Raw genomic sequence first — 18,135 nt, 5'->3', positions numbered from 1 at the left:
TGGGACGAACGCTGTCTAGGGAGTAGGAATCCACAAGAAAAAAACATTCCTCCCGTACCGAATTTGACGATACGAGAGGAATGCTTATGAAAATCTGCGTTATGGGTGTTACTGACGCTTGTTTTGACGACGACGCTCCTGCTCCTGGGCACGGCGTTGTGCGCGGTTTTTCGGATCAGCGTCACCAGAGGTTTCCGGATCAGGACGATCGGATGGTCCAGAGGTTTGCAGGTCTTCTGGATCGATACCTTGACCTCGAATGACATCCTGACGCTCCAGGTTTTGGCTGACTTCTGCTTTCATGATGTACATAGCCACTTCTTCTTGCACAGCAGCCAGCATCGCTTGATACATCTCATAGCCTTCGAACTGATACTCGCGCAGCGGATCGTTTTGCGCGTAAGCACGCAGGTGAATACCTTGACGCAGCTGCTCCATCGCATCAATGTGATCCATCCATTTACTGTCGACAGCACGCAGAATGACGACTTTTTCAAACTCGCGAATCATCTCGCCAATTTGTTCTTCGCGCTGTTTGTATTGTCTCATGACTTCATCTTTCAGGAGCTGCTCGATTTCCTCTGCCTCTTTGCCTTTCAGCATTTTGACAGTAATCGTTTCTTCATGCAGGAACGATTGATTGGCTGCATCCGCCAATGCTTGCAGATCCCAATCCTCCGGCACCTCTTCTTTTGGACAATGAGCAGCAACGTTGCGCTCCAGCACACTGTTGATCATGCCGAGAGCCACTTCGCTGAGGTTTTCCTGTTCCAAAATATCACGACGCTGCTTGTAAATAACCAAACGCTGCTGGTTCATCACATCGTCGTATTGGAGGACGCCTTTACGTGCATCGAAGTTGGAGCCCTCTACACGTTTTTGTGCAGATTCGACAGCACGTGTAACCAGACGGCTCTCGATAGGCATATCTTCTTCCATGCCCAAGCGATCCATCATATTCATGATGTTGTCTGCTCCGAAACGGCGCATCAGCTCATCCTGCATAGAGAGGAAGAATTGCGAAGAACCTGGGTCCCCTTGACGTCCGGCACGTCCACGCAGCTGATTGTCGATGCGTCGGCTCTCATGGCGCTCTGTACCAATGATGTGAAGACCGCCCAGATCAGCGACGCCTTCGCCCAGCTGAATATCCGTACCACGACCAGCCATGTTTGTAGCAATCGTAACGGCTCCGTATTGACCTGCACGGGCAACAATCTCCGCCTCACGCTCATGCTGCTTCGCATTCAATACATTATGCGGCACGCCTTTTTGCTTCAGCATTTGCGACAAACGCTCGGAGTTTTCGATGGAAATCGTACCGACCAGAATCGGTTGCCCTTTTTTATGGCGTTCTACGATATCATTCACAACCGCACGATACTTGGCTGCCTCCGTTTTAAACACGAGGTCAGGCGCATCCTGACGTGCAACAGGCTTATTGGTTGGAATGACCACAACATCAAGCCCGTAAATCTTTTTAAATTCTTCTTCCTCTGTTTTTGCTGTACCTGTCATACCGGACAGCTTTTGGTACATACGGAAGTAGTTTTGCAGTGTGATGGTAGCAAGAGTCATGCTCTCGCTTTGTACGCGCAGACCTTCTTTTGCCTCAATCGCTTGGTGCAAGCCATCGCTGTAACGGCGTCCTACCATCAGACGACCAGTAAATTCGTCAACGATGACGACCTCGCCTTCCTGCACTACGTAATCCACATCGCGTTTAAACAGAACCTGCGCTTTCAAAGCAGCTGTGATGTGATGGTTCAGTGTTGTATGCGCAGCATCGTACAGGTTTTCGATATTGAAAGCCTGTTCTACTTTTCCAATCCCATCGTCTGTCAGGTTGACGATTTTCAGCTTTTCATCAATCGTAAAGTCTTTTTCCAATTCCAGACGCTTCACAAAATGAGAGCAGATGTAATACAGCTCCGTGGATTTGTTGGCCGATCCGGAAATGATCAACGGTGTACGCGCTTCGTCGATCAGGATACTGTCGACCTCGTCAATGATGGCGTAGAAAAGCGGGCGTTGTACCATTTGTTCTTTATAAAGCACCATATTGTCACGCAGATAGTCGAAGCCAAACTCATTGTTTGTACCATACGTAATGTCACAAGCGTATGCTTCGCGTTTTTCTTCTGCGCTCAAGCCATTTTTGTTCAAGCCGACAGTCAGACCAAGGAAATTGTACAGCTGTCCCATGATCGTCGAGTCGCGCTCCGCCAAGTATTCGTTCACCGTAACGACGTGAACCCCTTTACCTTGCAAAGCATTGAGGTAGGTTGCCAGTGTTGCCACCAGCGTTTTCCCCTCACCGGTTTTCATTTCAGAGATGCGGCCTTCTTGCAAAACCATACCGCCGATCAGCTGTACGTCGAAATGTCGCATGCCCAGAACCCGTTTAGATGCTTCGCGTACTACGGCAAACGCTTCATTCAGGATTTTGTCCAGGTCTTCCCCTTTTTCCAGGCGGGCTTTGTACTCGGTCGTTTTTTCCCGCAACTGATCATCGGAAAGTGCCGCTATGCCAGTTTCCAGCGCATTGATGGCTTCTACGCGCTTAAACATTTTTTTGACTTCGCGTTCGTTGCTGTCGCCAAATATCTTTTTAACGAGTCCTAACATGAGGACACCCCTTCCATATGCTCCCAAACAAAGATAATGACTACTCCGTAAGAGAGGGTTCCACATATCCCTAAAGAGATATTGCTATCGAATAAAAAATAATACTTTCTAAAAAGCTATTTTATCAAAAGAAGCCTCATATACACAAGTAAAGGGAGTTGCCAATAGCAACTCCCTAGTCTTATACGAGTGATAGGCTATAAAGTTTCGTTATTTGGGCTCAATTAATCCGTAGCGACCGTCATTGCGGCGATACACCACGCTTACATCGTTGGTGTCACTGTTTTGGAAGACAAAGAAGCTATGTCCTAGCATATCCATTTGCATAACCGCTTCCTGTGCATCCATCGGCTTGAGATCAAAACGTTTGGTTCGGACGATGTTGATATCCACATCTTCCTCATCCGTGTCTGCCATCATGACAGCAACGGGTGCGCTTTCACGCTGTCCTACCTTGTTGGTAGCATCGATTCGCAGCTTGCGCATCAGCTTTGTTTTGTGCTTTCGGATCTGACGCTCGAGCTTTTCTGCTACCAGATCAATGGCAGCATACATGTCCTCATTTGTTTCTTCGGCGCGAAGAATCACTCCGTTAAGCTGGATAGTGACCTCAATCGTGCCCTCTCCTCGATGTACCTGCATAGTGACTTGTACATCTGCTGGCTGCCCAGTTTCAAAATATTTTTCGAGACGGCCGACTTTCTTTTCCACATACTCTCTAAGTGCTGCGGTGACTTGAATGTTTTCTCCACGAATGTTAAATTTCATGGTTCCAACCTCCTTCCGTCTATATATAAATATTCGGCACTTTTGTAAATAATCCTCCTTCCCTTCTACAAAAAATCTTTACAATTTTTATATAATCCAACAAATAGCGACAGGATATTACCAATACTTACTATTTTCCCTATGCTATAATAGACTATAGTCAATCAAATATATTTTGCATGTCACCATTCGCACAGGAGGAATCCTCATGACCGAGGTGAAACCTTCCCATTCAATCATTGGAACTACACTCGCACAAGACGTATACAACGAGTATGGCCTACTTCTATTGCCCGCTGGAGCTACCCTGCACCAAAGTGACATCCGCCTACTGGAAGCCCATAATATTTTGGCCGTTCATGTAGTTGCTGCCCCATCGACTATCGATATGCCTACACCTGTATTGCATTGGAGCGAGACTGAAGCAGCACACCAATATGCCGATGCTGTTCAGAAGACTGGATACCTATTTAAGCAGATTGCCTCTGGGACGATCCCTCCGCTGAACCGATTCAACGAAGCCTTTTATCCTTTGCTTGATCAAGTTTTGCAACGCTTGGAATTTCTCCAGTTTATTTACTTAAAAGAAGGAACAGAAGATTATACGTATCGTCATTCCCTTCATGTTGGCATTGTTTCAGCAGTAATTGCTAAGTTGCTAGGAAAATCTCATGAAGATATTTACTTTCTGGGACAAGCAGGTCTACTACATGACGTCGGCAAGATGAAAATTGCAGATGAACTGCTCTCGAAGCCAACTCATTTAACCGATGAGGAATACTCAGTAATGAAGTTACATACTGAGTATGGCAGCCAGCTTCTCCTTTCCATGGAAGGAGCGAATGAACAGCTGGCACTATGTGCACTATTGCATCACGAACGGCTGGATGGCACCGGTTATCCTGAGCGGCGGACCAAAGAGACCATTCCTTTTGAATGCCAAATCATTAGTGTCGCCGATGTCTTTGATGCGATCTGCACGGATCGCGTGTATCGGAAGGGCTCCTCTCCCTTTGAAGCTGCAAACGTTTTGTGGGAGCTGGCATGCAGTGGCAAGCTCAATCCTTTTATCGTATCTCATTTTATCCAGTATATTGTCGTGCTTTATGTCGGTTCGAGTGCCCTGCTCAGCAATGGAGACCAGGTAGAAGTGATCATGATACATACTGATGAGCCTATGCGCCCGCTCGTACGCCGGGGAGAGGAATTCCTCGACCTTCGCGAGCATCGTTCCCTCCGCATTCATAAAATGATTAGTTGAAAAAAAAGCGAATCCCCCTCACCCAGTAGTTGGGCAAGGGGGATTTTCCTGTAGACGGGAATATATGAAATTCCGATCCAGTATGAATACAGCCGCTGCTCCGCCAAAAAGCATGACGTAACCAGGAGTTCAAATTATTTTATAATTTGACGACATTGGCTGCCTGTGGACCGCGGTCACCTTCCACAATGTCGAACTCTACAGCTTGTCCCTCATCTAACGAACGGAATCCATCAGACTGAATGGCAGAGAAGTGAACAAAGACATCGTCTCCACCCTCACGTTCAATAAATCCAAACCCTTTTTCTGCGTTAAACCATTTTACTTTGCCTTGCATGAAACAGCACAACCCTTTCTTTTGTAGGAAATCAGGATAAGTATCCCGTGTAATTCAGACTTAGCTTGCCCAAATTTATAGCAAAATTCCATTACCTTGTAGAATATTTTTTCTCCAGCCCTCTCACGACAACGCGTGACAAGAACAAGGTCAGCACCAAGTACACGGCTGCTTCAGTCAAGTAAGGAGGATATCGTTCAAAGGTACTTTTCGCCACGTTCATGGCTGCGTAATTTAATTCTTGGGTAGCAATAACGGCACACAGGGAAGAGTCTTTTAAAAGTGCGATAAACTCGTTACCAATCGCGGGCAGCATGCGCGTAAACGCTTGGGGCAGGACAATCAAGCGCATCGACAAGCCTTTGCTCATGCCCAACGACCTTGCTGCCTCCATTTGCCCTGGATCAATGGATTGAATACCCGCGCGAAAAATCTCCGCTATGTATGCTGCTGCATTCAAGGAGAGTGCGACAAAACCGGAATAAATCGCTTCCGGATTAGGCTGTCCCGGGAAAAAAACTTCCCAGATGGACGGTATCACGGCAAAATGGATGAGTAAAATCTGAACCAACATCGGTGTTCCTCGAAACAGCTCTACATAAATGGAGCAAATCCATCTCAAGTAGCGCTTGCTGGACATTTTACCCAAGCTGATAAACAGACCGAGCAACGTCCCACAGACAGTAGCTACCGCAGTCAGTAATATCGTATTAATAACGCCTCGAATAAATAATTCCCGATAATCATAGATGACGCTCCAATCCAAAGGCAGCTCCTCCTTTCGCATATTCCTGCTGACAACTTAGAAAGCTGGCTACGCCACTCCTTATGGTGGAGCCTGGTAGCACTCTCTATAGCACAAACACCGGGTACGCCCTATAGACGTACCCGGCTAACGAATAGTCCTACTTATTACCGAAGTACTTGTCATGAATTTCTTGAAGCTTTCCATTTTCCTTGATCTTTTTCAAGCCGTCGTTAATCTTGGTCAAAGCATCCGTGTTGCCCTTTTTGACCATAATGCCGTAGAATTCCTTTTCAAATGAATCGTCCTTGATGAGCTTGAACTTCTTTTTCTCGATTTTCTTCACATAGTATTGAAGAACGCCGTTGTCGCCCACAACCGCATCTACACGGCCATTGAAGAAGTCGTCAACAGATGATGGCATGTCATCATACCCCTTCCAGCCTTCGTAGGTTTCTCCAAATGCTTTTTTGACGACCTCCTCACCTGTTGTTGCGGCTTGCCCACCGATCTTCTTGCCCTTCAAATCAGCCAAAGTTTGAACAGGTGAATCTTCGGCTACCAGAATCAGCTGGTTCGCTTCAAAATACGGTTCAGAAAAATCATACTTTTCTTTACGCTTGTCGGTAATGGTAATCGACGAGATCCCGATATCTACCGTCCCTTTGTCCAAGCCATCGAATAGAGGGTCCCAGCCTGTGTTTTTCCACTCCACTTTAAATCCGCCTGCTTCAGCCACAGCGTTCATCACATCAATGTCATGACCACTGATCTTGTCTGCTTCCAGCATTTGGAATGGAGGATACGCCGCGTCCGTTCCAATTACGTAGACCTTTTCCCCTGATCCTGCCGTTTGCTGACCTCCCGATCCACAGGCTGAGAGCATAAGTCCCATACCCACGATCAGCGCGAGCGAGGTGTACCATTTTTTCCCGATCTTCATTTGAAAATCCCCCTTGATTCTATCTCTTTTTATCTGTGTTTGCCCCCAACAATGTCCACAAGAAAATCACGGGTATTTTGCGTTCTCCACAGAGTTATCCACATTATCCACATGACGTTGTGCACAAGCTGGGATTGACACTCCCCATGCCTAAAGATAGGGGATTCTTGGGTAGTCACTCCTAACGGGGTGAAATTCACCAAGCTATCCCTGTGTGTCCCACAGTTTAGTTGGCTATGCTCAATAATCGAAGTCCTTCTAGTTCAATATTGATTGCAGCGTTTTGATCACGATCATGTTGTACGCCGCAGTTCGGGCATATCCAACTACGCAAGTCGAGGTTTTTCACGTCTTTGTTTCGGTATCCACAATTTGGTGTCGAGCAGAGTTGGCTCGAAGGGAACTGCTTCCCGACAATAGAGATTGTTCTACCATACCACTCCGCTTTATACTCCAGCATCGTCCGAAACATAGACCACGAAGCATCCGCGATGGATTTTGCTAGCTTGTGGTTTTTAACCATATTCTCCACTGTCAAGTCCTCCAAACAGATCACTTGGTTTTCGTTGATCAGTTTGGTTGACAGCTTATGCAAGAAGTCGCTACGGGTATTCCTAATTTTTTCATGCAAACGAGCTACTTGTTTACGTGCCCTTTCTCGGTTCTGGCCACCTTTTTTACGTCTGGACAGTTTCTTTTGCCAAGTAGCAAGCTTATTTTCGTAGTAACGAAGAATCTTGGGATTGGCTATTTTCTCACCTGTCGAAAGAATAGCAAAGTCTTTGATGCCAAGGTCAATACCCACTGACTTTCGTGCTAGTAATAGTGGTTGAATCTCCGTTTCGCACAAAACAGATACAAAGTATTTGCCCGATGGATTTTTTCTGACAGTAGCAGAGAGAATACGCCCCTCAACTTCTCTTGACTTAGCAAATGTAACCCATCCAAGTTTAGGGAGTTTGATTCGATTTCCTTCTATTCTGATGTTCATCTTGCATGTGTAAGATTGCTTTGTATTCTTCTTGCTCTTGAATTTTGGGTATCCTTTTTTCTCTTTAAAAAACTTTTTGTAAGAGCAATCCAAATCTTTCAAGGTGGATTGCAGGGCTGTAGAATCTACTTCTTTCAGCCATTCTATCTCCTTTTTGAGTTGTGTAAGTAGGGCAGAGCAATCGCTGTAGTTGAGTGTTTTTTTTTCTTGTTCGTAAGCGTCTTTTCGTTTTGCAAGAAAGTGATTGAATACAAATCGAGTACATCCGATCGTTTTGTTGATGAGAGTCGCTTGTTCTTTGTTTGGATACAATCGAAATTTGTAAGCTCTATGCATTCTCAATCATCCTTACTTTTTGAGACTCCATGTACTTTTTGTCACCTTGAGATGTCTACATTCCATTCGCAAACCTCTGGATGTATATCTTTTAAAATATTCCATAATTCTGTAAATTAAACACACCCTTGCTTGGGATGAAGAGCAAAGTGCCTTACATCCCCCTAACTAAAGCAAGGGTTTTACGGCACAGTTGATAAAAAAAGAAAGATTCTTACATGTAAGATATATTTCGATCTTACATAAAAGAATCCTTCTTCAAAATCATTTTATTATCAGAAAAATGGGAATTATTCTTTATCCGCCAAAATGATTACCTCTACCCGACGATTGCGAGCTCGGTTTTCGTCATTGGAATTATCCACAAGTGGCTTGTTTTCTCCCAATCCTGCGACCGTAAAGCGTGTAGCTGGTATAGAATATCCATCAACCATTTCCCGCATTACCGCGATAGCGCGACCAGAGGATAGCTCCCAGTTTGACTTGAACGAGCTGCGCTTGATCGGCACATCATCCGTGTAGCCTTCAATTCGCACCATGTGACCATAGCGCTGCAGCACCCCCGCTATCGTCCCAACTACCTTCTTGCCCTGGTCTTGCAGCTCAGCTGACCCGCTGGTAAACAAGATGCTCTCCGGCAAACGAATGCGCAGACCTTCGTCTGTCTCTTCATAGTCCAGATTCAATTCAGACAAGGCGGAGGACAGCTGCGTTCGCACCGTGTCCATGTCGCGCTCACCCGTATCTGCTATACCAGCAGGCGGTTTTGGTAGACTTGGAGATTCTGTGGTCCCCTCGCCCTCCTCGGTCCCCATGAGCGCTTTTTGACGCGCTTCCAGCTGATGAACCTCGCGCTGCAGCTCCAGCTTTTGCAGATTTAACAGATCCAGGCTTTCATGTACCTGTTCCATAGCTGCTTGCTGCTGCACCGCTTCCTTTTTTGCCTCTTCGCGCTGTGCTTGAATGTTAGAGGTGTAGGTCGCCGCGATAATGATCACGATGACAAACAGTAGCGTAATTAAGTCGCTGTAGCTGAGCAGCCAGCTTTTCTCCAGCTCCTTTTCGTCATACAGCCGATCATCATGCATAACGATCCTGCCTTTCAATCGTTCCCTTCATACTGCCCGCTTCTTTAATAAGAACCAGCTTCTGGTCACCTGGCAGGAACGAGTTCAGTTTTTCAAACAACAGGCGCGGTGTCTCCATTCGCTGCAGACCAACACACCCCTCGATGTACAGGCGCTTTTCAAACATTTCCCGGTCATACAAATCCATCATTCGGTAATAGCATGGCAGGGCGAACAGGTTCGCCAAAAGAGCGCCATAGAGCGTCGCCACAACCGCTGCGCTCAGGCTATGACCCGTTTGCGTAAAATCAGAGAGCGAGCGCAGCACGCCCGTCATCCCGAGCAGTGTACCGACCAGCCCCATGCCAGGTGCGAGCAAGCTAATGAGTCGGAAAAAGCCTGCTGCTTGCTGGTAGCGATATTGCTCGCCCTTGAGCTCGTTTTCCAGAATCATGCGCAGCTCGTCCTCTGGAACGCCCTCGATCGCGAGCAAGCTGCCACGCTGCACGAATGAATCGCGTTCACTTTGCAGTTCCTTTTCGAGCGCGATATAGCCCTGCTCTTTTTGGACGAGCGCGTAGTAATAGAAGCGCTTGATCGTTTCTTCCACGTTGCTTTCCCGTCCGTGGATCAGGAGGCGGATCATCTTCTTCAGGTCCAGATGCTTGCGCTTGATCGCGTAGGAGATCACTACGGCAAGCGCTACCAGCTCAATGGCGGTGATGTTTAGAAGATCGGCGAGGTTGCCGTTTAAGTATACCGCGTGGATGAAGATGAGGAGGACTGCTCCGATCAGGAGGAGCGAGCGGCGTTTTGTGGACAATGTTGTCACCTTCCTAGAGTTCTTCCGCTAAAATGGGTTATCACTTGGTATATCGGTTATTTTGAATTTTTTTATTATAGCAGACCGTATGGAATCCGATAAAGAAAAGAACACAGATGACAGGAAAGGAGGCAATAAACCATGGATATCAGTTCCTTCATGGGCGCACAGGTCAGCCAGCTGCAGCAGACCGTCAGCCTCAGCATGCTGAAAATGTCGCAAGCAACACAAGCAGCAGGCGCTATGGTTATGCTCCAGGATTTCGCCAATGCGCAAGCAGCTACACAGGCTCCTCATCCTACACTTGGCAAGCAGATTGACTTGAGTGTGTAAATAAGGTCGGGTTGATCTGGCTTTAGTCGTGGGAAGGAAAAAGGAGAAACGCCTCGGGTGGTTCCCCAAAGTTCCTCGCAAGAAAAAAACGAAGAAACGGATTCTTCGTCGTAAGTCTTTTGATCCCTATCCCGTTCATTCGTAGGATAGGGGTTTTTGATTTGAAGAAGTTAGCGCTTTTCCTCGCCGTTCCTCGAGCCCCTGAATTCCAAGCTCCTGATAGTTTTTGACCCATCTTCTGATGTAGGAGCTGCTAATTAAATTCAGCTCTTTGGTCACACTGTTGTAGCCCAGTCCTTCTTCCAGATACATGTTGACAGCTTTTAGCTTGAACTCTGGTGTATATGTTGCGAATCTTTGACCCTTCTTTGGCATAAAGACGCCCTCCTAGCATGCACGATACGGCTCATTGACGTACCTGTTCATTCAAGAGGGACTTTATCAAAATGCCGTGATCGTTTTTTATTTCTTGGTGTCGAAAAATGCGCCGTAGGCTGGAGAACCACTATATCCTCCGTACTGCTTATTTGCAGCTTGACCGCGCTTGAGCTGGTCAATTTTATCGGAAAGCTCATCCTGTTTCTCCTGCATGAGCGGAATCACACGGTTATCGATCTCTAAATACGGCTTTGCATACTGCTGCTCCCATTCTTTTGGCAGGACAAAGCCTTGATCGATCGCTTCCGATATATGCCCTATCGCTTGCTCACGTTTATCAATGATCTCCAACCATTGTTCTGGATCAGAATCTTCCTGCATAACAGACTTCTCCAGATCGTGTGACAAAAGCAATAGCTGTTGAAAATGCGACTCTACTGAATCTCTCGTAAGCTGGATTGACATCGCTATCCCACTATCCTTGTGTTTTTGCCAAGACCATGGCTTGCTTCCACGTATCCCGGAACTGAGTAAGGAGACCTTCTACCTCTTCCAAAATGGAAGATTCCTTTTTGATGTTGGCTTCGATCAGCCTTTCTTGCAGGTATTCATAGAGGGACAACATTTGCTTGGCTAGCGGATATTTTTGATCCAGCGAAACGATCAGCTCGCCCACAATATCTTGTACACGCTTGTTGTACTCATTTGCTTTATCCCATTTCTTTTCAGCAAGCGATACTTTCGCCTGTTTAAGAAATTTCAGTGCCCCATTATATAGCATGAGTGTTAATTCTCCTGGATTGGCAGTGTTCACCGAGTTGGTTTGGTATGCTTGTAAAGATTGTTGGTATGCCATGTCATCCAGCTCCTTTTTGTGTTACTGTCCGCCGCCGAATTGTTGGGCGAGCCAATTGCCTTGTGAGCTTGCTTTGCTCATCGCTTGTTCCATCTTAGTAAATTGTCTGTAGTAGCGTTCTTCCATATTTTTCATACGAAGCTCCCAGCTATCAATGCTTTTGCTGAGCGTCTTCATTTGTCGCCCCATGGAATAGCTGTCAGCAAAATCTCCCATGCTGGACGATCCAGCGATATCTGTGATTCGCGACATGATGCCGGTCAAGCTATTATACAGTCTTTTCGCAATCCCGGTCTCCTGGACGGCTTTATCTTTATCGGTGGTTGTCTCCGCAGGATTCTTGGTGAACAAATCCATCACTTTCGTCCCGTTTTCACGGATTGCTTCACGGAGCTTCTTCTCGTCAATATACAGTTTGCCTTTTTCCATATAGTTTGCATAGCTAAATTTGGAATCTGGCTTGGCAGTAGTGATTCCAATGTCACTCAAGGTATCAAATTTGTCGTCAGCAATACCTGCAACTGCTGTAGAAAAGATTTGCCGCATTTCCGTGAGGGCAGATTGGAGATTGGAGTCGCGAAGCAATACACCACTTTTTGCTTTTTCTTCCCACTTTTCTACCTGCTTTTCGTCCAATGCGTTTTTCTCTTCATCAAGTAATGGCTTATAGTCTTTATAGCGGGGCTCACTGATTTTCTTGTTAATTTTGTCGATCAGTTCGTTATATTTATCGATAAAGCCTTTGATAGAACCGAAAATGGCATCTTCGTCTTGGGTGGCGTTTACATTAATAACGCCCTCTGATTTCAAGTTAAATTCAATTCCGTCGTAAATGAATTTGTTGCTAGTGATTGTGTTTTTTACCCCGTTGATGAATACTGTACCATCTTCGCCTATTGTTCCATTTACTTCTTTTGTTAGTAAATCTGTCGCTGGACGATTGCTGTCACCGAGGCCCAGCACTTTTGCGTTATCATTATTTGTATAATCCAGTTTGACTGTTGCTTTTTCTCCGGAAGCAGTAGAGGTAAAGATAAGTTTACTGTTAAAAAAGGTAGCTACTACGCCTGTCTTAGCTGACTTCTCATTAATACTCCTTACCACACTATCCATTGATTGTTTATCACTAATGGTGACTTTCTCTCCATTAATGCTTAAATCAAATGTACCACTTAAACCAACTGCAGATAATTCTTTGGTAGAATCAGTAACTTTTGTGGTCGTATCAAATCTTGCTGGTTCAGCTTCCTTAGCAAGCTCGGTCACTTCAACCTTATACGCAGACAAATTAGGGGTCCCAGTCTGTCTAACCGTTCCTACTGATTCATTATCCGAAACAAGCTTTTTCTTCAGGTATTGACCTTGAAGACGCATGTCGCTTACTGTATTCAAACGAAAATCAAGGAGCAGCGCATTCATTTCACGATAGGCATCACGCTTCCATGTATCTGACTGTTTCTTTTGAAGAAGCTTATTCAGCGGGGCACGCTGCGCTTTCATTAACTCTTTGACCATGTTATCGGTATCCATGCCGGAGACCAATCCGGTCAGGCGAATCGGACTAACCATTCCATTCCCTCCTTAGCGTTTCTCATCTACCAACAAGCCGATCATTTCTTGCATTTTTGCTGCGACATCCAATAACTTTTTGGAAGGCACCTCACGCACAACTTCTTTGGTAAGGTCATCAACGATTTCCACATAGTATTCATTTAATTTTTCATGTAAGCGAAATTGCAAATGCGTGGTTTGTGTCTGTTGTACCCATTTGTTTAAGTCATTTACTACTTTCCCTAGTTCTTTCTCAGAAACCTGATGCTCTCCGCCCTCCACATTAGGCATGCCTTCTTTTTGTGTTTGCGATGTTGATGCTTGTGTGGGCAATCCTACTGGTTTCGTACCGAACACTGGCTGACTATTTTTAGCAACATCCATGACTTATAGCCTCCATTCCTTTATCTCCCTATAGTATGTATCGGAAGAATGTTTGAAAGATTTAAGAAGGAATCAGGATAGAAACATGGTAAAATAAATCAGAACATACATTCCTGTATTGAAAGAAGGTGAGACTCAACCACATGGAAGAGGTTCAGGAATTTATTAAAATGCATTACCCCGACATGGAAAATGACAAAATTGCGAGTCAGACAGGAATATCCATCCATCAAGTTCGGAGAATTGCAACTAAATGGGGGTTGCGTAAAAGCAAAGAATTTTTGGATATAAAAAGGGAAAAAGTGGAAAATCACAGCAGGAGTATTTTCAAAAACGTATCAAGCAACTGTCTCCAACAAAGGAACAAATGGCGATCATCTATGGAAGCCTATTAGGAGACGCCTCTTTATCAAAGGGGCCACGCAGTAAACATTCTGCTTACAAGGACATTTTTCCGAACAACAACGGGCTTATCGTGAATGGAAACAGCACGCTCTATCTGACCTGGGATTTCATATTACACAGACTAATCATCTCTATTCCTACTCACATCCACTTTTCACAGAACTCCACTCCCAGTTCTATCAAAACGGTGTCAAAATAATCCCTGAAAACTTACTCCCCCAGATGACACACCCACTATTCCTTACCACTTTGTTTCTGGATGATGGCTCCCTTATACTACTCTCCAAAAGAGAAGCTCATACAACGCTCTTTCTCCATCCTGCCATCGTTATTTATACACAATGCTTTACTCGTGTCGAAAACGAACTATTAAAAGATCACATAAATCACTCATTTGGAACAAACTTTGTTATTACATCTCGTCCAGATGGTCATGGATTTATCTTAAAACTTAACAAAGAACATGAAGTTCAGCATTTTCTCCGTATCGTTAATCCCTATATGAATACTCTCCCCAGTATGAGATACAAAACCGATCTAAACGAGCGCTTAAGGATGGAACAAGAAAAACGAACAGATAAACAAGTAGTTCTCTGCTCTTCAGAAAAAACCCGTCATTATTCTGTTGAAGAAATAGAATTATTAGCCCAACTTTATCGAGAAGGACAGACTTGGTCCGATATTGCCTCTCAACTCAATCGTTCGTACTGGTCGGTTATTTATAAAGCGAGACAGTTGGGTATCACGAAAAAATGAAACACCCTGATCATCATGACCAGGGTGTTTCCCGTTATTAACGGAGCAATTGCAGAACGCCTTGCGGTTGTTGGTTGGCTTGCTTTGCCACTGTACCTTTCAGTAACAGAATAGACTATATCTTCACCCTCAGCTTTACCTGTTTGGGGCTGGGCACTTCGAGTAGTTATCCTACTACCCTACGAACTTCATCACCATGGCCACAGGCTGTAGGTGGTATGTCCTAGTCGTTGAACCTTCTCCACTCTTTCGAGACAGGAGCTTGGCTGCTGATTATCCAATCCCTTGATTTTTTACCCTTCACGATTACCGTTTCCGATTGCGTTGTGGGATCAAAGGCTCTAAGGAAGTTCCAGCAATTCACCCAGTCATGCTCTCACTAATTACTCAATGAGACGCCCTGGAATATCCTACCGGAGGAGTTGGAGAACTCCTTGCGGCTGGCTATTCGATTGAGCCAACATAGCTTGTGCAGCTTGTGCAAGAATGTTGTTCTTAGTTTGTTCCATCATTTCTTTCGCCATATCTACGTCGCGGATACGGGATTCAGCAGCTGTCAGGTTCTCGGAAGCAGTACCAAGGTTGTTGATGGTGTGCTCCAGACGGTTTTGTACAGCACCCAGTTTAGCGCGCTCACCGGAAACCTTGTTGATTGCTTTGTCGAGAACTTCGATGGAGTTGGAAGCACCCTCTTTAGTGGAGATATTCAGAGCTGCTTCGGCTTGAATATCGTTAGTACCATTTGTAACTGTGTTTGTTTTTGTGAAGCCTTGTTGGCCAGCGTTACCAGTGATGCCCAGTGCTGCAGAACGCATGTCGCTGATTCCCAAAGACATAGATTGACCTTTGTTAGCACCGATTTGGAATTTAGTAGTGAAGCCGGAACCTTGTGCGCCAGGTCCAACTACTTGATTAACATTTTGTGGGGTAAGAGCATCAGTAATTCCTGTATTGGTTAAACCTGTTACAGAACCAGTTACGATATCCAGGTCTTTACCAGTTTCAGAAATCAATTGAATTTCATTATTAGCGGACAGACTAGCTGTTACTTGACCATCAAGACCCGCTTTTTGAAGAGCAGCATTCAGATCTTTTACAAAATCTGCGCGACCTGCGTCGTCATTTGTATAGGTTTTAGCATCATCAAATTTAACATCAACTTCATTACCACCACCAACAGTCAACTTAAATCCACTATTAGCAGTAACAGAAATAGCTGAATTCACAGCAGTGCCTTGGAGACCTGCACGTTCAATCGTAGTTGGTGTACCTTTCTTTTCGCCAACAAGTGTAAGAGCAGCTTCGTCAGCGTATCCCAACATTACTGCAGATTCATCATCACCAGATCCTACTTTAACTTCGAGTGTGCTGGCAGCACCATCAGATTTAGCGGTAAACTTCAAGCCAGTACCCGCAGCGTTTTTCTCAATGTTAACAAGATCAGATAGTTTGGTTCCACCAGACGTAACATTTTTCAACTCTTTAATGAAGTCGTCAAGTGTACCAGCCGAACCAGATCCTTTATAGTCTGTCCAATCTTGATCCAAAACAGAGCTAATATCAAATGTTTGTCCATCTACCTTGATAGAACCAGTTTGACCAGTTGTATCAGCTGCAACCCATGCTGTACCACCATCAACTCCAGCGCTGGTTGCTTTGGTAATCTTCGCTCCATCACTAGATGCCAGTCCACCATTCAGCAACTTTTGAGTATTGAACTCAGTTGTGTTACCGATACGGTTGATCTCGGAAGTCAATTGGTTCATTTCATCTTGCAGAGCAGAACGGTCAGCGTCTGTGTTCGTTCCGTTTGCAGATTGGTTAGCCAATTCACGCATACGTTGCAGGATGCTGTGTGTTTCGTTCAGTGCACCCTCAGCTGTTTGGATCAGGGAGATACCATCTTGCGCGTTTTTGGAAGCCATGTCCAAACCGCGAACTTGGGAGCGCATTTTTTCAGAGATTGCCAGACCAGCTGCGTCATCACCAGCACGGTTGATGCGGAAACCGGAAGACAGTTTCTCGATGTTTTTGTTTGTTGCAGCTTGGTTACCAGTCAATTGACGGTAAGTGTTCAGAGATGCGATATTGTGGTTAATACGCATGAATATTTCCTCCTTGAGTGTAACCAACCACGTCCCTGTGGTAGGTTTCGAGTATTTTGGAAAACCCGACCCAATCGCGCGCTTAGGCCGTTTTTCCTTACAATACTATTATCGGTGGGATGTTCTTCCTTCTTTAGTCTTTTTTCTACTTTTTTTGCGACAAATCTACAAAAAAAATCTGACACGCTATTGCGCATCAGATTTATCTCCCAGCATTCGGGTTAAGCTGGACAAATCCAGCTTTGTCTGCGAGGCCAGACGGTTTTCTTCCTTAATGGCCAAGTAAATCTCCTGGCGGTATACATCAATTTCCCTGGGGGCCTCGATCCCGATCTTTACTACATCCCCATCAATAGCTATAATCTTGATTTCAATCTCGTCACCAATCATCAACGACTCATTCTTTTTCCTGGATAGTACAAGCATAGGTCACCTACTCACTAACCGCCGAGGACCGCGTCTCAAAGAGCGGCTGGCGGATTCCGTAGTTTTCGTCGTTCAAAATGACTTGTTTGGCTAACGCTTTAGCTTCGTTGATGATGATGGGTGCTTTCAGGTTGACAGTGACTTCTCCTTCGTTCCGAACAGTAATGACCGTGCGGACTGAAACAGGTGTTCCTTCTTCGATATGAAGTTGTTTTTTTACGGAATCGACTAATGTAAATTCATAGTGTGGAAAAAATGGAAACGGATCAACCATCCAGAAGCCTACCTGATCGTCTTCTAATGACTTCAGGTTAAAGAAGGGCTGACCAGACTCTTCTTGTGTTAATTGAAAACGTGACAACTGCGGAAATCCGGGCACGCCATCTGGAAAAGACAGCACTTTGCTTTGTGTTTCCATGGATTGTGTCATGATCATATCTCCTACCTCACATCTTTTGATCTACATACAATCCTACCACATCAATATCCACACGATTCCACTGTTTCATATAGCCTTCCACTTTTCCAGGCGTATAGTTATGGATAGGACGGTGAATAACCGGGTCCATTCGCTTGCCGCGTACCTGTACATCGATTTGGGCTGGGTGGAGGTCGTACCTGATTTCGATCCCGTCCCCCACAATCGAGCCTGCTGCAATGATTTCTTGGCTCTGATAAATAATGCTTTCCTCAAAGGAAATGTCTACGATCGGATTGGCCCCTTTATTTTCAATGGCAGCGAGCCGATCGCCTTCCATGCTGATTTGTGCAATAGCTTCCAGAGCTTTTTGTTTTCCATACTCGGCATTTTCTCTCGTTCGCTGTGCAGAGCTCTTCAAATCCAGATTCTCACGTGCTGCACTCGAATCGATTTGCAATTGTCCCTTAGCTTGGCGAATGTCCAAAATGGCCGGTTCCTGGCGTAGATTCAATTCCGCCTGTGGCTGACGAATTTCCTGGACGGGCTTTGTAATTTTCAGCCCGTGCTGCGCGTAGGTCTGATGTATACGTAATTGCGGGAGTCTCATGCCTTTTTGCTTCC

At 45.3% G+C, this 18,135-nt stretch carries 20 protein-coding genes and 1 pseudogene; 4 read left to right on the top strand and 17 right to left on the bottom strand.

Annotation, left to right across the window (positions count from 1 at the left end; genetic code table 11):
• Positions 1-108: 108 nt before the first annotated feature.
• Together secA and hpf are read right to left on the bottom strand one after the other, a co-directional pair.
• Positions 109-2,628, bottom strand: a complete 2,520-nt coding sequence (gene secA, locus C3B52_RS24320) for a preprotein translocase subunit SecA (RefSeq protein WP_103108972.1) — start codon at positions 2,626-2,628, stop codon at positions 109-111.
• A 210-nt stretch (positions 2,629-2,838) separates the two neighbouring features.
• The gene (gene hpf, locus C3B52_RS24315; RefSeq protein WP_103108971.1) at positions 2,839-3,396 is read right to left on the bottom strand and encodes a ribosome hibernation-promoting factor, HPF/YfiA family; all 558 of its coding nucleotides are present in this window, start codon (positions 3,394-3,396) and stop codon (positions 2,839-2,841) included.
• 208 nt (positions 3,397-3,604) lie between these two features.
• Here hpf and C3B52_RS24310 point away from each other — a divergent pair, with 208 nt between their 5' ends.
• Positions 3,605-4,657 (top strand): HD-GYP domain-containing protein, encoded by a 1,053-nt coding sequence (locus C3B52_RS24310; protein WP_103108970.1) that lies wholly within the window; start codon positions 3,605-3,607, stop codon positions 4,655-4,657.
• A gap of 139 nt (positions 4,658-4,796) precedes the next feature.
• On the opposite strand, the gene C3B52_RS24305 is transcribed toward C3B52_RS24310, so the two are convergent.
• From C3B52_RS24305 to C3B52_RS24280, 6 genes are all read right to left on the bottom strand, one after another.
• A complete protein-coding gene (locus tag C3B52_RS24305) occupies positions 4,797-4,994 on the bottom strand; it encodes a cold shock domain-containing protein (RefSeq protein WP_103108969.1) in 198 nt (65 codons plus the stop codon).
• A gap of 91 nt (positions 4,995-5,085) precedes the next feature.
• Positions 5,086-5,760: an amino acid ABC transporter permease gene (locus tag C3B52_RS24300; RefSeq protein ID WP_103109015.1), complete on the bottom strand. Its 675-nt coding sequence runs from the start codon at positions 5,758-5,760 to the stop codon at positions 5,086-5,088.
• A 139-nt stretch (positions 5,761-5,899) separates the two neighbouring features.
• The gene (locus C3B52_RS24295) at positions 5,900-6,682 is read right to left on the bottom strand and encodes a basic amino acid ABC transporter substrate-binding protein (RefSeq protein ID WP_103108968.1); all 783 of its coding nucleotides are present in this window, start codon (positions 6,680-6,682) and stop codon (positions 5,900-5,902) included.
• Positions 6,683-6,908: 226 nt separating this feature from the next.
• The gene (gene tnpB / locus C3B52_RS24290; protein ID WP_103108967.1) at positions 6,909-8,009 is read right to left on the bottom strand and encodes an IS200/IS605 family element RNA-guided endonuclease TnpB; all 1,101 of its coding nucleotides are present in this window, start codon (positions 8,007-8,009) and stop codon (positions 6,909-6,911) included.
• Between the two features lie 290 nt (positions 8,010-8,299).
• Positions 8,300-9,097 (bottom strand): OmpA/MotB family protein, encoded by a 798-nt coding sequence (locus C3B52_RS24285; RefSeq protein ID WP_103108966.1) that lies wholly within the window; start codon positions 9,095-9,097, stop codon positions 8,300-8,302.
• Positions 9,090-9,899 (bottom strand): motility protein A, encoded by an 810-nt coding sequence (locus C3B52_RS24280; RefSeq protein WP_103108965.1) that lies wholly within the window; start codon positions 9,897-9,899, stop codon positions 9,090-9,092. The genes C3B52_RS24285 and C3B52_RS24280 overlap by 8 nt, the downstream gene beginning before the upstream one ends.
• A gap of 141 nt (positions 9,900-10,040) precedes the next feature.
• Here C3B52_RS24280 and C3B52_RS24275 point away from each other — a divergent pair, with 141 nt between their 5' ends.
• A complete protein-coding gene (locus C3B52_RS24275) occupies positions 10,041-10,232 on the top strand; it encodes a putative motility protein (protein ID WP_103108964.1) in 192 nt (63 codons plus the stop codon).
• 135 nt (positions 10,233-10,367) lie between these two features.
• Here C3B52_RS24275 and C3B52_RS24270 read toward each other — a convergent pair whose 3' ends face one another.
• From C3B52_RS24270 to flaG, 5 genes are all read right to left on the bottom strand, one after another.
• Positions 10,368-10,607, bottom strand: coding sequence for a helix-turn-helix domain-containing protein (locus tag C3B52_RS24270; protein WP_103108963.1), 240 nt, complete (start codon positions 10,605-10,607; stop codon positions 10,368-10,370).
• 87 nt (positions 10,608-10,694) lie between these two features.
• Complete coding sequence (locus C3B52_RS24265; RefSeq protein WP_164684907.1) at positions 10,695-11,075, bottom strand: flagellar protein FliT; 381 nt, start codon at positions 11,073-11,075, stop codon at positions 10,695-10,697.
• 10 nt (positions 11,076-11,085) lie between these two features.
• Positions 11,086-11,466 (bottom strand): flagellar export chaperone FliS, encoded by a 381-nt coding sequence (fliS, locus tag C3B52_RS24260; protein WP_103108961.1) that lies wholly within the window; start codon positions 11,464-11,466, stop codon positions 11,086-11,088.
• 21 nt (positions 11,467-11,487) lie between these two features.
• Entirely contained in the window at positions 11,488-13,035 is a 1,548-nt protein-coding gene (gene fliD / locus C3B52_RS24255; protein WP_103108960.1) for a flagellar filament capping protein FliD, read from the bottom strand.
• Between the two features lie 12 nt (positions 13,036-13,047).
• Positions 13,048-13,401: a flagellar protein FlaG gene (gene flaG, locus C3B52_RS24250; RefSeq protein WP_103108959.1), complete on the bottom strand. Its 354-nt coding sequence runs from the start codon at positions 13,399-13,401 to the stop codon at positions 13,048-13,050.
• Between the two features lie 143 nt (positions 13,402-13,544).
• Here flaG and C3B52_RS24245 point away from each other — a divergent pair, with 143 nt between their 5' ends.
• Both C3B52_RS24245 and C3B52_RS24240 read left to right on the top strand, forming a co-directional pair.
• Positions 13,545-13,796: a hypothetical protein gene (locus tag C3B52_RS24245; protein ID WP_103108958.1), complete on the top strand. Its 252-nt coding sequence runs from the start codon at positions 13,545-13,547 to the stop codon at positions 13,794-13,796.
• A 70-nt stretch (positions 13,797-13,866) separates the two neighbouring features.
• Positions 13,867-14,562: pseudogene (locus C3B52_RS24240) on the top strand (DNA endonuclease); the annotation flags it as partial.
• A 410-nt stretch (positions 14,563-14,972) separates the two neighbouring features.
• On the opposite strand, the gene C3B52_RS24235 reads toward C3B52_RS24240, so the two are convergent.
• From C3B52_RS24235 to C3B52_RS24220, 4 genes are all read right to left on the bottom strand, one after another.
• Positions 14,973-16,667: a flagellin N-terminal helical domain-containing protein gene (locus C3B52_RS24235; protein ID WP_103108957.1), complete on the bottom strand. Its 1,695-nt coding sequence runs from the start codon at positions 16,665-16,667 to the stop codon at positions 14,973-14,975.
• Positions 16,668-16,853: 186 nt separating this feature from the next.
• Positions 16,854-17,093 (bottom strand): carbon storage regulator CsrA, encoded by a 240-nt coding sequence (gene csrA / locus C3B52_RS24230; RefSeq protein ID WP_103108956.1) that lies wholly within the window; start codon positions 17,091-17,093, stop codon positions 16,854-16,856.
• A 7-nt stretch (positions 17,094-17,100) separates the two neighbouring features.
• On the bottom strand, positions 17,101-17,523 hold the full coding sequence (gene fliW, locus C3B52_RS24225) for a flagellar assembly protein FliW (RefSeq protein WP_103108955.1): 423 nt from the start codon (positions 17,521-17,523) through the stop codon (positions 17,101-17,103).
• 16 nt (positions 17,524-17,539) lie between these two features.
• Entirely contained in the window at positions 17,540-18,121 is a 582-nt protein-coding gene (locus C3B52_RS24220) for a DUF6470 family protein (protein ID WP_103108954.1), read from the bottom strand.
• Between the last annotated feature and the right edge of the window lie 14 nt (positions 18,122-18,135).

The sequence above is a fragment of the Brevibacillus reuszeri genome (genome assembly GCF_002897295.1).
In the GTDB taxonomy this organism is placed as follows: Bacteria; Bacillota; Bacilli; order Brevibacillales; family Brevibacillaceae; genus Brevibacillus; species Brevibacillus reuszeri_A.
The sequence above is the reverse complement of the archived record's forward strand: the minus strand, read 5'-3'. Positions and strand labels throughout refer to the sequence as shown.